The following is a 16,522-nucleotide window of genomic DNA, read 5'->3' as shown; positions in this document are numbered from 1 at the left end:
AGAAAGGTCGTATCGGAGATTGGGAAATAGATACCGTCATAGGTAAAGGTCATCGAGGCGCCCTTGTTACCATTGTAGAGCGGGTCACCCAATTCACTGTATCAACTCAGGTGGCAGGCAAAACAGCACAAGCCGTCACTGCGGCGACGATAGAACTATTAAGGCCATATAGGTCAGCGCTTCATAGCATCACGGCTGACAATGGAAAAGAGTTCGCTTATCACGATCAAATCACAGAGGCTTTAAGTGTTCCTGTTTATTTTGCTCACCCTTATCACTCATGGGAGCGCGGATTGAATGAAAACACGAATGGATTACTACGCCAGTATTGGCCGAAGAGCACAGATTTTAAGGCGGTAACACCAGCGCAAGTTATACCAGTACTTGAGCAACTTAATAATCGTCCGAGGAAGACACTTGGATTTGAAACGCCTGCAAAATTGATGCAGGATCACTTGGCGGCTAAAGCCGCCTAAACGTTATGCACTTCAGGTTTGAATCCGCGTATTAAATAGTTGCCTAAACTTGATTTTACAATCACTTCTTTGCCTATGGCTTCTTGTAAGCGTGGCGTAGGTAGGCTCGGATGGCTAATTGGTTTTAAGCCCTCAGCTGAGGTAAATAAGTTTATGCAATGCTCTTTAGCGGCAACAATACTTTCGTTTTTACTTTTAATCACATCAACATTATTTAAAAAATGAATTAGTGCTTGGTTAGCTCGATCAAACTCTGCTGATACGTCATCTATATTGCGGGCGGTTGCCCATTTGCGCACAACTATATATTCGTTTTTTTTAACACGAATTAAGCTTATTGAGGCTCCGGTCATTCTGCTATTCCACTCAATGCGGTAGCAATCAGTTCCTAAGCTGTGAAGCAACACGCTCATGCTTCCAAAATCCTTTGTACTTTTATCAATCAAGCTCATTTTCGATCCCTCACTTGCAAGTTACAAGGAGTGTATAAACGATTACTTAAGTAATAAATCATCCATATTCTTAATCGCTCTAGGAAAATGGCTTATATAAATTTTGGATTTAGTGGCTTTTAAGTTAATAACTAATATTACAAACAAAAAAGCGAGTGGTTTAGCTAACTGCTAATAATTAATTTGTAAGTGATTTATAGCTTATTTATAAGCCCAGGCATCGGTTATTGTTACTTGGCAATTGTTATAACTGGCCGCTTGTTTTTGCGCAATACCTCTTACTCTAAAGTTTGTTGAGTCATTAGGAAGTATAAGTAGGTCTTCGTCGGTTATTGATAGCGTATCGACTAGCGTGTTTTGATCTGTTAAAAAATCGACCTTAAACTTTATATTTTTAAACGAAAAGTTTGACTCGTTTTTTACCTGCCCTATGCATGCAACATACAATGCATCGTTTTCATTTTTAGTATGAATTTGGCTAACATTAGCGATTAAGTTTTTTTGTGCTTGATCTTCAAGCCCTGCTACATAAATATTTTGATAAAAAATAAGCCCAAAAATACCAACAATACTAAGTGCTAATGCACCAATAATAATGGGATTGTTTTCTAAGTTAGAGTATTTGGCTTGAAGTGAGGTGCATTGTGGGCATTTTTTAGCCCGTGAATCTATAGCGCTAAAGCACATAATACATTCTTTAGTGTGTTGCACCTTTTCCACTATAATAAGCATCCTTGTTAAGTATTAAATGTTAAGTATTGCTGGCTTTAAAGTATTTTACTTTACTCGTACCTAGTAACCCCGTAAACACATATAGCTTAAAAAAGTAACGATTTTATAAAGCAATACAAATGACTGTATATAAACACAGTGCATGCGGTTTTGGTATTTAAACCCGCATATGCAGCCGATACTAAATTAAAAAGTGCTTATGAAAAAATAGCCCGCATAAAATTATGCGGGCTATTTAATTTAGGCTTAAATACGTTTATTTAAATATATTATTGTTCTAGTAATGTTAGTGATACATCGTCCACATAAAAGTCAGCTGTGATCTCGTTTGATTCAACATAAAGTAAAGCGACACTTTCTTGTGTTGTGATTGAATGCGTGTAGGTACCTGACAACTGTACCCAACTACCCGCGCTTACTGTTTTAACGGGCGTGAGTTCAAGATACTCAGTGCTAGCGTGCTCTATTTGTAGGGTTAGTTTTACCCCTGGTGAAACAGTGCTGGTATCGTCAGATAACTTAATCCATGCAGACACATTATATGTTTCACCTGCTGTAAATAAGCCTTTAACATCTTTTTGAATACCATTCCACGTTTCAGTTCGCCCTTGTACTAAAGCACTATTACTGCCAGTGTGAGCTTGGGTTGCATCTAAGGTTATATTTGTACTTCCGCGCGCTTGCCATGAATCAAGCCCAGCTTCAAAGTCACCATTGGTGAGCAGTTCTGATGAAGGTGTTGGCTCTACTACTTCAATTAGCTCTTTTAATGCATTTGCAAAACCTTGTAACGCTGGCTTTGCTGTATAGTCGTTAAAAAATAAAAGTGGCCATTCTGTAGTAGGCTCTGGCCAGTTTTGTAACCAGCTATCTTCGTCAATTACGCCCCAAATAGTTATGCCACCGCGTTGATCTTCAGGAACAGTTTCTAAATAGGTTTTAACAATATTGTAGTAGTACTGCTTTTGTTCATCCGCTCTTTCACTTGTTAGGTAAGTTAAAGGAATGCCACCTTCGTTGTTCATTCGAACATCTAATTCGGTAATTTTAACTTTAATTTTAGGGCGAATATCGACCACTTTTTGAAGATGAGCTTGTATTGTAGAAATATCAGGGCTGTTGAGTGAAATATGAGATTGAAAACCTATGCCATCAATAGGCACGCCATTATTTTGAAAATCGTTAACCATAGATATAACGGCATCTAATTTTTCGGCGTTCCAAATTAGGTTGTAATCGTTGTAGTATAAATCTGCATCGGGATCGGCAGCTCTTGCGGCTTTATAGGCTAGCGGTAAAAATTCAGCACCTATGTTTTCAAACCACACCGATTCATCGGCACTGTCACTTGTGGTTTTTTCGCCACGGTATTTACCATTTTCCATAAACGCTTCGTTAACTACATCCCAACTCACTACGGTATCGTTAGCGCCTTCTTCTTCAAAATGAGTGGCTATTTGCGTTATGTGATCTTCCATCATTTTTATCCAGGCGGCTTTATCCCCTTGAAAACTTTGCATCCACGGTGCTATTTGTGAGTGCCACACAAAAACATGGCCATGCACGGTGAGTGAGTTGTCTTTTGCGTAGTTTACAAGCTCATCAGAATCATCATAAAAAAATTCGCCTTGGGTAGGTTGTAAATAGGTAGGCTTCATAATATTTTCGGCAGATAGTTGATTAAAGTGTTGTTCAATAATCGTTTTAATTTCTGGTCTATCTATTATGCTGTTACCAAAATCGCCCGCAGGCACGGCAACGCCTATGTTAAAGTTAGGTGCTAAAGCTTTTAAACTTTGTGCTGTTACTTCGCTGTATTGCACATCAGGTATTTCTTCTGCTGGTACATCGTCTAAAATAAAGCCTGAAAACTCGTCTATGTATATAGATTTATTAATGTTTTCTTCTTTTGAAAAGTGAATTGCTAATCTAACTAATGAGTCAGCTTCGGCAGTTGCTGCTGTTAATGTTATTTTTTGCCACTCACCTGTTAGCGTTTCTTTTACTAGGCTAAGCTGGCCGTAATCTGGAGCGGGTGTCTGTATCCAAAAATCGGCACTGGTTCCCACTTCACCTTTGGCCCAAACACTAAACTCGTAATTTTTACCGCCGGTGACAGGAATGTCCTCATAAGCTATTTCAATACCCCAAGGGTTATCACCTAATGTATTAACAGTAACCTGAACCGCTTTAGTGCCTTTGTAAGTATTAACACCTTCTTCTGATTCGATTACTTCTATTGTTGAAGAAGCACTTAATTCTTGATCTGGCCTAAATACCCAATTTCCAACTGGTGTTGTTTGCCCTGCCGCGTCTTCTTCAAAGCTACCATTTATTATTTCAGCCGCTTCTGGGGCGTCAGGTACTGGCGTTTCTGGCACTACAACTTCAGGTGTTTGTACTTCTGGTACCTCAGCGTCGCTATTACTCCCTCCGCACGCCATTAATAGTGACACTAAGGTCACTAAACCGGTGTTACGAAAAATCGATTTTTTCATTTTTTATTCCTTAGACTAAAGCAATAAATGAGTCGTTTAGCAAAATGTTATAATCGTCATCTCAGTGAGTAAAAATGATGCAGTATTTTACATTACTTCAAATATACTTTTATTCAATATGACTACAACTAATTTAATTAAACAAATACTCATCTATTTTTATTATTGTAATATCTCATCAAATTTTAATATCTCCCTTGTGATAAACCACAAAGATAAACTAAAAACCAATGAGTTATAGTTAAGGTTTAAATTAAATTTTTACTGTTCAATATTGTGTGTGTGAATATATCATCATTAAATTAACCTAAAACCAACACTGTTACAGTCTAATTAACAATAACTATCAAGGTTAAAATTCACTCGGTTTTTTATTGGATATAATGGCTTAATAGTAAAATGGATACTTTTACTGAGGTGCTTAGTGGGCTTTGTTATGTAAGCTAATAATAAATCAGAAGGTAAATACAATAAAAAATAAATGGTGTTACCGCTTAGCTAAACCATACAATTTATAGCTTTAATGATATGAATATAAGCAAATTGGTATAAAACAAAAAGCCAGCGATTAAGCTGGCTTATAGGTTTGCTAATTACGTTATTTAGCTAATTATTTACGTAGTGCGTCGATTCGCGCATCAAGCGGTGGGTGCGATGAAAACAATTCAGCCATGCCTTTGCCACTTGCAATACCAAAGGCCATCATTGAGCCTTCTAATTGCGAAGGATGGTTTTGCTTTAATCGCTCAAGGGCTGATCGCATTTTGTCAGCACCAACTAGTTTTGCTGCGCCGCTGTCGGCTGCAAATTCACGTTTACGGCTGTAACTAGCAACCACTATGCTTGCTAGTACACCAAATAATACTTGGAATAACATATCGAATAAGAAGTATGTCCAGCTACTGCCGCCCTCTTCTTCATCGCTATTAATAAAGTTATCTACTATGCCAGCCAATACTTTTGCGGCAAATATTACAAAGGTGTTTACCACGCCTTGTATTAGCGTAAGCGTTACCATGTCGCCGTTAGCAATATGCGATACTTCATGGGCAAGTACGGCTTCGGCTTGATCTTTGGTCATGTTGTGCATTAAGCCTGTGCTTACTGCCACTAATGAGTTGTTTTTACTTGGGCCCGTTGCAAAAGCGTTCATTTCTGGGCTGTCGTAAATAGCCACTTCTGGCATTTTAATACCTGCTTTTTGTGCTTGCGCAGATACCGTTTGTACAAGCCAATGTTCGGTTTCGTTTCGAGGCTGCGTAATTACATGCGCGCCTGTTGATTTTTTAGCGATCCATTTCGACATAAATAACGAAATAAACGATCCACCAAAACCAAATACGGTGGCTATAAGTAAAATTCCGCCAAGGCTACGATGGCTTAAGCCCAGCGCGCTCATTATTATTGAAAGCACTACACCTAATACCAACATAACCGCTAGGTTAGTTAATAAAAACAAAAATACACGTTTCATATTGTCCTCACAAAAATAGTTTTGATCACCGAACATAAAATTAAATTAGGTTAAAGCAATCACTGCGTTATGACACACTATGTCATAACGTTAGCGCTATTTTGTGACAAACTATGTCATAACACAAGTGTTATTTATGTGTTTATTGATAATTTTTTTAGGAAGAGTTTTACAGCAAATTTAAATATGAAGTTTCTTTATAAATCAGCTTATTACAAGCTATGATTTAGCTCTGCCATATCAATTGGAAATCCACGCTCGTGTGCCAATATGCGCGCAACTTCGTCAATTTTTTCGCCGCTATTATGTTTAAGGTACGACCATTGGTGGGTACTGCGGTGATGATTTACAGCAGGATCGCTGCTTATTATTCCTAATTTTATAAACTCACCCACTATTTGATCTGCCGCTATTAACGTTGACGATGCTTTAACATTTTCGGCCCGTGCATAATTAATATGCGAATATAAACTTACATCGGCTACGCGCAAGGTGTCGTCATCACCTGGGATTTGTTGCCCGCCATACAAGGCATTATTTTGTGTATTAGCAGTTTTAAACGCAGGTACAAACTCGGCTACATAATCAATTGCTGTTTGGGTGCGTGTTTGCAAAGCTGCTTCATCCCAGCCATTTTTAATATAGTGCAGGTATTTATTGGGAAGTTTAGGTTGTGCGCTCATTGGCGTTGCATCAGCTAACCCATCATTAAACAATGTAATGTTATTAGTCATGCCATGTATTTGAAAGTAACCATTAGGGTAAGGGGTTAGCTGCGCCATGCCCTCTGGCGTACCACGGTTTCCATAAATAATTATTTCGGGTATTTGCCCACCAGCACCTTGCCAATGAGTAATGTAAGAGGCTTTAAATTCGACCATGCGTTTTACATCTACCCCAACCAGGTCGTCAATAATACCGGTTTGAAAACCACACGCATTAATTAGGTAATCTACCTCAATTGTTTGTGTATTAGTTGAAGTATCAGGTTGTTCATCAAGGCTTGGCTCTGATTGGTATTCAATGCGCCACTTAAGTGTTTGCTTATCATTATTGGTATTTATAACTGGCGATACGTTTTTAACACTGGTGCTTGTTAAAACATGAGCGTGTTTGTACTGTGCAAGGGCCAGTTGAGCACTGGCCGATAAACGAAATATATTCCAGCCATATTCTTGTGCAGCAATGAGCGGAAACTTTAGCTTATTTAAATCTAAATGCTTAGCCACGGGTATCATCCACTCATCTAACGACGTGGGCTTCGCTACTTGTTTTTGCTTAGCAAGCTTTAGCATTTGCTCATAACTATATAACTGATAATAATGCTCTGGCTCGCCTAATACTTTGTTAGCGCTATCTTGCTCAACAAGCTCGCTGTAGGCTTTTACTAATTTATTTAAACGCGGAAATAAATCCTCGGGTGAGTCGTCATCGCGCTTAGGCACTGCAAATACTGTAGGGCGAACATCGATGGTGTGAGGATAAAGACGCGCTATATCTATACATTGCTTGAGTAAATCTATGCAGTCTTCGTCGGGTATTTCACGATATAAGTTGCCACCTGCATGCAAATGGCACATTGGAGGGCCATCAATTAACGACTTTTTCTTTTCAAGTACGTAAGTTTCTAACCCTAACGCAGCAAGCCTAATGGCAATTGTGGCGCCTGCTGTACCCCCACCAATTATGCCTACGCGTTTTTTAGGTAAGCCATAGTTTAGTGCTTTTGGCTCGGCGCTTACGTGCGCATCTGGGGCGTAGCTTTCAATAAATGGGTGCGTCATATAGTCGTTATGTCCTTAGTAACTTAGTAACATTGTTTTTGAGCAAGCTTTGTATTTATAAAGGTTTATATGTGTACTAAGGCTGACTATTTCAAGATTTACCTAACAAAGTAGCTTTTTTAAAACCGCTTAAGTGTTTATAGATAACGCACTAAGCAAGCTTTTGTATATTTGTAACTTAGGAGTTTGCTCGCTGTATGGGCTTATGGCAAGTATTGGGAACGGTAAACGTGCTTTAAGTGAATCAAGGTTTGCTTGGTACTCGTCCATGTTTTTATCGACTTGGTTTGCAATCCAGCCAACGCAGTTTATACCCATACTTTGCATATGCGCAGCGGTTAGTAACGCATGATTTAAGCAACCTAGCTTCATACCAACAACGAGTATTACCGGCATTTTTTCTGCTTTAACCCAGTCGTATAAATACTCCGTATTGTTAATAGGTAACGCCCAGCCACCAGCGCCTTCGGTAAGTATATAATTAGCTCCCTGTTGTTTTACACCTTTATAAGCATCACTTAGTTTATCTACAGTAATACTAACTCCCACTTGCTCAGCGGCTATGTGCGGCGCAATAGGTGGTGCAAACGCAAACGGATTTACTACGTCGTATTTAGCGCTGACTGTTGCGCTTTCCATTAGTATAAGAGCATCGGCGTTTACTAGTTGATCGAATGCCATTTCGCAGCCAGCAGCAAGGGGTTTAAAGCCAATAGCTTGTTTTTTATGTTGGGCAAGTAACTTTAATAGCAAACTGGTAACGTGGGTTTTTCCGGCATCGGTGTCGGTGCCTGTTATAAAAAATTCTTTCATTACTTTGCCTTATGATCTGAATCTAACTTTGGTTAACTTAGCAATTAATCGCTTTTTTGTAATGATAACAGCACCACATGATAAGACACACATGCTTTATTATTTATAAGCGGATACGCACTGCATACTTTTTGTAGCGCAGATTTTGTAAGTAGCCCTTGACGTGTATTGGTATGATTTTGCGTAGTAGCGCCAATAACTTTAATTGAAGCTATAGCTTTTAAAGGTGTTGTATATTCATCGGTGTAAATACGTTTTTTAGCGCTGTTAATAGTAAATCCTGCATTTTGGACTGATTGGTTTATATACAACTCACTATTAAAAGTATTTATGTGGCTGTTAGAATCAAGCGCTGCAAAGGCTGTTTTTATTTCGTTAAGTGAGCCCTCTACCACAGTGCTTATGTACGCCTGCCCGCCTGGTTTTAATATGCTGTAAAGTGATTGCATTAAAGCCGAAAAATTAGCAGACCACTGCACTGCAAAGTTACTGTAAATTACATCAACACTGTTTGCTTGTAGCGGTAAGTTATCCATATCGGCGCATATTTTTGGTGCGGTTAAATCACTACTTTGCAGCATGTTTAAGCTTAAATCCATTGCCACAACGCTTGCAAATACGCTTTGTAAGGTATGTGTATTAACAAGTGGGCCTGCGCCTAAATCAACACAAAGCTTATTTTTATTAATGCCTGGTTTTATGAGTGCAAATAGATCGCTTGCTGCGTGTTTTTGTACATTTGCATGGTTGTTATAACGCGCTGCCGCCTTTGAAAACTTACTTTGTGTAGACTTTTTAAACTCCTTGCTTAGCTCCTTATTTAACTCTCTATCCAATTCTTTATTTAACTCGCTACCCACTAGGCACGGTTTTACTAGTTGTGTTTGCATTAAGTCTGTTTTTAATACTGGCTGAGCAGTCATGCTATTGCACCTACTAAATGCTTAATTAAGTGCGTTATGTCTTGCTCGGTATGTGCGGCGGTTAAAGTAATGCGTAAACGTGAGGTGTTATGTGCAACTGTTGGCGGCCTGATTGCAGTGAGCCAAATACCCTGTTGTTTAAGTTTATCTGCCGCTTGCAATGTTTGCTCAGCGCAGCCTAATACAATGGGCTGTATGGCTGTGTTTGATTGCATTACAGCAATATTGTGAGTTTTAGCGAGTTGCTTAAATAACGCAATATTGGCATTTAGCTTATCGCGTTTATCATTGGCTGTTTTTATGTTTTTAATACGCGCAAGTGTGTGGCTTGCCATAAGCGGCGACATAGCAGTCGAATACGTGTAATCGCGATTAAATTGCAGCATGTAATCAATAAACTGTTTACTGCCTAATACACACGCACCACTACTAGCCACTGCTTTACCAAAGGTAATGATCAATATATCTGGCAGCGTTTGCGTAATAAACGCTTCGCAACTGCCCAAACCGGTTTTACCTAATGCACCAAAGCCGTGTGCGTCGTCAATCATTAGCCATGCGTTGTGCTGTTTTGCAAGTGCGAGTAATTCTTTAAGAGGCGCGGTATCGCCATCCATCGAAAACACGCCTTCGCTTATAATTAGCTTGTTTTGCGCTTTTGATTTTTCGAGCCGTGAACGTAAATGGTTCATGTCGTTGTGATTAAAACGTACTAAAGCCGCGTTAGAATGCAGAGCACCGTCAATCAAGCTTGCATGATTTAACTTATCTTGAAAAATAGCGCTGTTTTGCGCAGCGGCTTTATCTTGAAACAACGCTTTAATTACGCTGCTATTAGCGCTAAACCCTGAGTTAAATAGCATTCCTGCGCCATAACCAAATTGCTCACATAAGTATTGTTCAAGCGCTTTTTGCTGCGCCTGATAACCCGTAACCAATGCTGAGCTGTGACTCCCTAACGCGTGGGAGTCATTAAGGTTAACAGCCTCATCACCAAAGCCTAAGTAGTCGTTACTGGCAAAGTTAAGGTAGGTTTTATTATTAACCGTTATGGTGCGCGCTGTAGCGTGTTGTACTACATAGCGCTTACGAAGTAACGCATCTTGCTGGCGAGCCTGCAGATGCGTGTTTATAAAATCAAAAGGCATTGATATAAGCCTACGCTTCGTAAAACAATTCAGAGGTTGCTTTGTCGGCTACTTGCGATGAAAGCGAGGCTTCTACTGCTTCGTCTGAATAGTCGTGACGTTTTTCTGGGTTCATGCCTAATTTTTTAATTAGGTTCATATCGGCATCAGCGTCAGGGTTTTCGGTGGTAAGAAGTTTGTCGCCATAAAATATTGAGTTAGCGCCTGCAAAAAAGCACATTGACTGCATTTGCTCGTTCATGGCGTTACGCCCTGCCGATAAACGTACATAACTGTGTGGCATCATAATGCGCGCTGTTGCTATGGTACGTACAAATTCAAAGTGATCTAAATCGTCTGCGTTTTCAAGCGGTGTGCCTTTAACTTTAACGAGCATATTAATAGGCACGCTTTCTGGCTGTTGTGGCAAATTAGCTAGCTGCATCAGTAACCCATAACGGTCGCTTGCTTGCTCGCCCATACCGACTATTCCGCCTGAGCATACTTTCATACCAGCATCGCGTACGTGGTCAATGGTATTTAATCTGTCTTGAAATGTACGGGTTGATATAATTTGCTCGTAATACTCAGGTGACGTGTCAAGGTTGTGATTATAGTAATCAAGCCCCGCGTCGCGAAGCTCATGAGCTTTTTCGTTTGTGAGTTTACCCAGCGTCATACAGGTTTCTAACCCTAGCTCTTTTACTTCTTTAACCATTTGCGAAATGTATGGCATGTCTCTGTCTTTTGGATCTGACCATGCAGCGCCCATACAAAAACGGGTCGCGCCTTTTTGTTTTGCAAGGCGCGCTTGCTCTACTACTTTTTCTACTTCTATCAAGCGTTCACGTTCTAAATCTGTTCGGTAGTGCCCCGACTGCGGGCAATACTTACAATCTTCTGGGCAAGCGCCTGTTTTAATTGATAACAACGTAGAAATTTGCACTTCATTTGGGTTGAAGTTAGTACGGTGAACCGAGGCGGCTTTAAAAAGTAAGTCGTTAAATGGCATTTCAAATAATGCTTTAACCTCATCGTGGGTCCAATCGTGACGAACAGGTGCAAGTTCCATAATACTCTCTTATTTTTTCTCAGCGGTGATATTGGCTTAGTCTACGAGTTGAAGTAACATTGTCAACGAAGCCCACCAAGTTAAAGTTTACATATGATTAAAAAGAATACGATTGACCTTGATTTTGATCGTGAGCACATTTGGCACCCATATACATCTATGACTAAGCCAATTCCGGTATACCCTGTTACACATGCAAACCACAATATTATTCACCTCGAAACTGGTGAGCAATTAATCGATGGCATGGCCTCGTGGTGGAGCGCCATACATGGCTATAATAACCCTGTTATAAATAACGCCATGATTGAGCAAATTAATAATATGAGCCACATTATGTTTGGCGGTATTACGCATAACAGCGCGGTAGAGCTGTGCAAAAAAATAGTAAATATAACGCCGCCTAGTTTAACTAAAGTGTTTTTAGCCGACAGCGGATCGGTAAGTGTTGAAGTAGCAATAAAAATGGCGCTGCAATATTGGTTAAGCCAAGGTATTACGACAAAACAAAAACTAATGACGCCTTACAAGGGCTACCATGGCGACACCTTTGCAGCCATGAGCGTATGCGACCCCGTTAACTCAATGCATAATTTGTATAGCGGCTTTTTACCTGAACACGTTTTTGTACCTGCACCGGTTAGTCAATTTGGGAGCAAATTTAACCAGGCAGAAGCCCAAGAGCTTGAAGAATATTTTAAAGCAAACCACAGCCAAGTTGCCGCCTTTATCATTGAGCCTATTGTACAAAACGCGGGTGGTATGAACTTTTATCACCCCGATTATTTAGCCTGCGTGCGTAAGTTGTGCACCCAATATAATGTACTGCTAATTTGCGACGAAATTGCCACAGGCTTTGGCCGTACAGGTAAATTATTTGCCGTAGAGCACGCCAATATAGAGCCCGATATAATGTGTATTGGTAAAGCATTAACTGGCGGCTCAATGACGCTATCGGCCACTATCACTAGCGATAAAATAGCCATTGGCATAAGCGAAGGTGAAGCCGGTGTTTTAATGCACGGCCCTACATTTATGGGTAACCCGCTTGCCTGTGCTGCGGCCTGCGCAAGTATTGATTTATTACTTGAGCAAAACTGGCAACAACGAATAAAGCAAATAAACACCCAGCTACAACAACTTAATAAATGCAGTGAACTAAATGAGGTTGCCAATGTGCGTACCTTAGGTGCAATAGGCGTTGTTGAACTAAACGAGGCTGCTGGCAATGTTGATGTTGCTAAAATTCAGGCTTATTTTGTAGAGCAAGGCGTATGGATACGCCCATTCGGTAAACTAATTTACCTTATGCCACCGTATATAAGTGACGACACCAGTATAAAAACACTGTGTGATGCCATTTATAATGCCATTGAAGGCAAGCATTACGCTTAATAGCTAGGGCGTGTTGATCTTTGGTAGGTGAATTTGCAGCAGTATGTTTGGTTTTTAGGCAAGGCAGAGCCTATGTAGTGTGGTTATTCCCCATAAATAGGCGATAACGCAGCATAAATGACAAACATGCGCTGCCCTTTGGGTTCTTTCTAGGGACGATAAACTCTTTGTTACTCGGTTTTTACTTAGCCCACTAGGTTACAAACCTCGCGCCGCGATTTAATCGTCCCTAGATTGAACAAATTTCAATCCGCAAAGGTCAACACGCCCTAATCTTACAGGTTATAGCGCTATTTACTGTAACCTACCGCTACATTTAGTGTTTTTATCTATTAAGCGAGTTTGTGGTTATTGATCTCGTTAACTATTAGCTATATGATAATGTCTATCATTTACAATTACCTTTTTGGACTTCTTTGCTATGAAATTACTATTTAAACCAGCCAAAACTTTAGGTGCAAGCCTTTTACTAGCCTCGGCGTTTATGGCTCAACCGGTATTAGCTAACGGCCCTATTGGCGAGCATGTTAATCATCTTCAAGCTAACCTTAAAAGTTACGCAGAAGAAGTAGAATGGATGGTAGGCAAAGTTGATACCATGGTAAGCGACTACGATACTAAAGGCGCAAAATCTGTAAAAACTGATGATTTAATTGAATACTGGGAATCAGTTAAGTTTCACAGCGCAATAGAAACTAACTTTGTACCAGTATACGCTTCTATTTGGCAGGGTCTTTATGGCGTAAAAATGGCCATTGATAATAAACAGCCTGCTGAGGAAGTTCGTAAACAACAAAAAGCGATGAACATAGCCTTGTGGCAAGGCCTTGGGGCTGTTAAGCTTGCTGCAAAATTCCAGCAAAAAGGCTTGTTAGACACTGTAAAAGCAACCGCTACAAAAGAAATGACACAAAGTGCCACAATTGATGAAATTAAGCACAAATTAGACCGTGTAGTAGCTAAATTTGCTGAGCGTTTACAAGACGAAGCAACTGAAATTGTTCACGATACTTATCTACACCTGTTTGAAGGCGTTGAAGGTACACTTATAGAACAAGACGCTAACCTAGTTGAAGTGCTGGAAAAAGACTTTAACGTAACACTGCCACTAGCAATTAAAAACAGCAAAAGCGTAGATGAAGTACGCGATGTGATCAGTGATATGCAAACAAAATTAGACCGCGCTAAGGTTTTAATAGAAAAAGCCGAAAAAGCCCGTAAGGATGTATTTTAAGTGAAGCGTAGGACCTTTATTCAAGGCCTAGCTGCGTTAGGGGTGGTTGGCTCATTGCCACTGCCTCTTTCTCGTGCGCTAGCCGCTGATATAGCAAACCCAGTTTCTGTTGATGATTTACCAAAGCTTAAAGGCGAGTTAACCCTTTATTTAGGCCGAGGCGAAGGTGGTTTGTATGAAAACGTATTACAAGCAATCCAGAAAAAAAATCCAGACTTTAAACTCGGTATACGCCGAGGTCCTACTGCTGCTTTAGCAAATACGATTGTTGCAGAAGCTAAAGCCGGCGTTCGCCGCGCTGATTTATTTTGGGCGGTTGATTCAGGCGCGATTGGTTTAGTAACCGATGCAGGCCTTGCACAACCTATCCCAGGTGATTTATCTGCTCAGTTACAACCACAATTTAGATATAAAGAGTGGGCTCCAGTAACTGGCCGTATTCGTACATTGCCATATAACACGTCGCGTTTGACCAAAGATCAAATTCCAACAAGTATTATGGAAATTGCCGACAGCGATTTAAGTATTGGCTGGGCGCCCGCCTACGCTTCTTTTCAATCGTTTGTAACCGCAATGCGAATTTTAGAAGGCGACGACAAAACTGCTAAGTGGCTTAAAAAGATTAAAAAACGTGCTAAAACATACGCTGGTGAATTAGGTGTTGTTATGGGCGTTGAACGCGGTGAAGTTGATATTGGTTTTGCTAATCATTATTACACATTGCGTTTAAAATCAGGCAAGCCTGATGCCAAGCTTGATTTAGCATTTACACAAAATGATGCGGGCTGTTTAGTTAATGCATCGGGTGTATTAGCCCTTAACGACGATCCGCTTGCTACTAACTTTATGCGTTACTTACTTAGTAAAGAAGTACAAGGTTACTTAGCCAGTGAAGCGTACGAAATTCCGTTAGTAAATGGTATTACCCAACCTGAGGGTCTACCATCACTTGCTAATATTTCTCCACCTAAAGTAGATTTAACACACCTTGCTGATTTACGCCCTACTATAGATTTGATGCGTAGCAGCGGCGTATTGTAATGAGAATACCTGCCTCTTATCCAATGGCGCTGCTTGCAGCGCTTGTTGCGCTTACCCCTGTTTATGTATTAATAGTGCTTGCAAGCGATGCAAGCTCAGTGTTTGACACCCACAATCTTCAAATTTTAGGCAACACGTTATCGTTAATGGGTTTAACGGTACTCGGATCTATTTTAATTGGTGTGCCACTGGCGTTTATTAGCGCGTATGTGCATTTGCCATTTAAAAAACTCTGGCTGGTTGTATTTGCAGCCCCACTGGCAATCCCCAGTTATATTGGCGCGTTTACACTTTATGCTGCTTTTGGCCCCGGTGGCGAAATAAACACCTTAACAGGAATAGAAACACCATCAATGTATGGCCTAACAGGTGCCGCCATTGTAATGACACTTTATACTTTCCCGTTTGTAATGATGACAACTCGCTCATCCCTACTGAGCCTTGACGCGAGCATGGTTAATGCCGCGCGTACGCTAGGTATGTCGATGACGCAAAGTATATTTAAAGTTATATTACCGCGCGTAGTTAACGGTATTGCAGCAGGCTCATTGTTAGTCGCCCTTTATACGTTATCAGACTTTGGCACGCCCGCAATGATGCGCTTAGATACGTTTACCCGCGTAATTTACGTTGAATACAACGCCTTTGCGTTAGGGCGCGCAGCTATGCTTTCGCTTCAACTGATGGTTATTGTTGGCTTTTTACTTTTAGTTGAATCACAAATAAAAACAGCCCCTGAGCGCCAAGGTCGCCCGTTAATTTTATTCCCAAGCAAACTACAGTTAAGTGCAATATTTATTACGTTTGCACCTGTTTTACTGCTCGCTATTGGCTTGCCTTTGGCTATATTTTCGCTTTGGTTAGCTCGTGATGGTTTTAGCTCATTTGATTTTAATATTGCGTGGAACTCTACGTATGCATCGGGTATTGCGGCAATTGTAGCTGTTATCGTTGCGATCCCCGTTGCACATGCCGCACTGAGTGGAAAAGCGGGTCGTATAATGGAGCGTGTTACTTACTTTGGTTTTGGTATTCCGGGTATAGTAATGGGCACAGCGCTTGTTTACGGTGGTTTGCAGTTACCGTTTTTATACCAAACACTAGGACTGCTTATTATTGCTTATATGCTGCGGTTTTTACCACTTGCTGTAGGCTCTGTTAGAACAAGCACCGAACACTTAGATCCAAGCTTAGTAAAGTCTGCGCGCGTATTAGGGGCAAGTCCACGTGAAGTATTTACTCGTATAACACTGCCTTTAACTATGCGCGGTATTATTGCCGGTGCAGCACTGGTGTTTTTAGAGTCAATGCGCGAACTCGAAGCCACGCTATTACTTGGCCCAACAGGGTTTGAAACCCTCTCTACCTATTTATGGCGTGTATACGAAGCGGGCTATTTTGGTCGCGCCGCTATTCCTGGATTATTGTTAGTAGTGATATCTGCCTGCGGGTTAGCTATTATGATGTCTGGCGAAAAACGCAACCAGTTTGAACATTAAGG

14 protein-coding genes are annotated in these 16,522 nt (G+C 40.6%); 5 read left to right on the top strand and 9 right to left on the bottom strand.

Features of this window, described 5'->3' with window-relative positions:
- Positions 1 to 476, top strand: a 476-nt coding sequence (locus L659_RS0100615) for an IS30 family transposase (protein ID WP_024589235.1), incomplete at its 5' end; no start/stop codon positions are given.
- On the opposite strand, the gene L659_RS0100610 is transcribed toward L659_RS0100615, so the two are convergent.
- The 9 genes from L659_RS0100610 to bioB form a co-directional block, all read right to left on the bottom strand.
- Positions 473 to 928: a hypothetical protein gene (locus tag L659_RS0100610; protein WP_024589234.1), complete on the bottom strand. Its 456-nt coding sequence runs from the start codon at positions 926 to 928 to the stop codon at positions 473 to 475. The two genes, L659_RS0100615 and L659_RS0100610, sit on opposite strands and share 4 nt — an antisense overlap.
- A 201-nt stretch (positions 929 to 1,129) precedes the next feature.
- The gene (locus L659_RS0100605; protein ID WP_024589233.1) at positions 1,130 to 1,648 is read right to left on the bottom strand and encodes a hypothetical protein; all 519 of its coding nucleotides are present in this window, start codon (positions 1,646 to 1,648) and stop codon (positions 1,130 to 1,132) included.
- 281 nt (positions 1,649 to 1,929) lie between these two features.
- Positions 1,930 to 4,158 (bottom strand): endo-1,4-beta-xylanase, encoded by a 2,229-nt coding sequence (locus L659_RS0100595; protein ID WP_024589232.1) that lies wholly within the window; start codon positions 4,156 to 4,158, stop codon positions 1,930 to 1,932.
- A 610-nt stretch (positions 4,159 to 4,768) separates the two neighbouring features.
- Positions 4,769 to 5,632, bottom strand: coding sequence for a protease HtpX (gene htpX / locus L659_RS0100590; RefSeq protein WP_007586783.1), 864 nt, complete (start codon positions 5,630 to 5,632; stop codon positions 4,769 to 4,771).
- Positions 5,633 to 5,844: 212 nt separating this feature from the next.
- Positions 5,845 to 7,416, bottom strand: coding sequence for an FAD-dependent oxidoreductase (locus L659_RS0100585; RefSeq protein ID WP_024589231.1), 1,572 nt, complete (start codon positions 7,414 to 7,416; stop codon positions 5,845 to 5,847).
- A 129-nt stretch (positions 7,417 to 7,545) separates the two neighbouring features.
- On the bottom strand, positions 7,546 to 8,229 hold the full coding sequence (gene bioD / locus L659_RS0100580; RefSeq protein ID WP_024589230.1) for a dethiobiotin synthase: 684 nt from the start codon (positions 8,227 to 8,229) through the stop codon (positions 7,546 to 7,548).
- A 44-nt stretch (positions 8,230 to 8,273) separates the two neighbouring features.
- Entirely contained in the window at positions 8,274 to 9,152 is an 879-nt protein-coding gene (locus tag L659_RS0100575; protein ID WP_024589229.1) for a methyltransferase domain-containing protein, read from the bottom strand.
- Entirely contained in the window at positions 9,149 to 10,300 is a 1,152-nt protein-coding gene (locus tag L659_RS0100570; protein WP_024589228.1) for an aminotransferase class I/II-fold pyridoxal phosphate-dependent enzyme, read from the bottom strand. Before L659_RS0100570 ends, L659_RS0100575 begins: the two co-directional genes overlap by 4 nt.
- Positions 10,301 to 10,310: 10 nt before the next feature.
- A complete protein-coding gene (gene bioB / locus L659_RS0100565) occupies positions 10,311 to 11,351 on the bottom strand; it encodes a biotin synthase BioB (protein WP_024589227.1) in 1,041 nt (346 codons plus the stop codon).
- Positions 11,352 to 11,444: 93 nt separating this feature from the next.
- Between bioB and bioA the strand changes: the two genes are divergently transcribed.
- The 4 genes from bioA to L659_RS0100545 all read left to right on the top strand — a co-directional run bounded on the left by bioA (position 11,445) and on the right by L659_RS0100545 (position 16,520).
- Positions 11,445 to 12,746 carry an adenosylmethionine--8-amino-7-oxononanoate transaminase gene (gene bioA / locus L659_RS0100560; RefSeq protein WP_024589226.1) on the top strand — a complete coding sequence of 434 codons (1,302 nt, stop codon included), beginning with the start codon at positions 11,445 to 11,447 and terminating at the stop codon, positions 12,744 to 12,746.
- Between the two features lie 421 nt (positions 12,747 to 13,167).
- Positions 13,168 to 13,980: a hypothetical protein gene (locus tag L659_RS0100555; protein ID WP_024589225.1), complete on the top strand. Its 813-nt coding sequence runs from the start codon at positions 13,168 to 13,170 to the stop codon at positions 13,978 to 13,980.
- A complete protein-coding gene (locus L659_RS0100550) occupies positions 13,981 to 15,021 on the top strand; it encodes an extracellular solute-binding protein (protein ID WP_024589224.1) in 1,041 nt (346 codons plus the stop codon).
- Entirely contained in the window at positions 15,021 to 16,520 is a 1,500-nt protein-coding gene (locus L659_RS0100545) for an ABC transporter permease (RefSeq protein ID WP_024589223.1), read from the top strand. The genes L659_RS0100550 and L659_RS0100545 overlap by 1 nt, the downstream gene beginning before the upstream one ends.
- The last annotated feature ends 2 nt before the right edge of the window (positions 16,521 to 16,522 follow it).

This window comes from Pseudoalteromonas sp. S8-8, from assembly GCF_000497875.1.
In the GTDB taxonomy this organism is placed as follows: Bacteria; Pseudomonadota; Gammaproteobacteria; order Enterobacterales; family Alteromonadaceae; genus Pseudoalteromonas; species Pseudoalteromonas arctica.
This window is presented reverse-complemented; position numbering and strand designations above follow the sequence as displayed.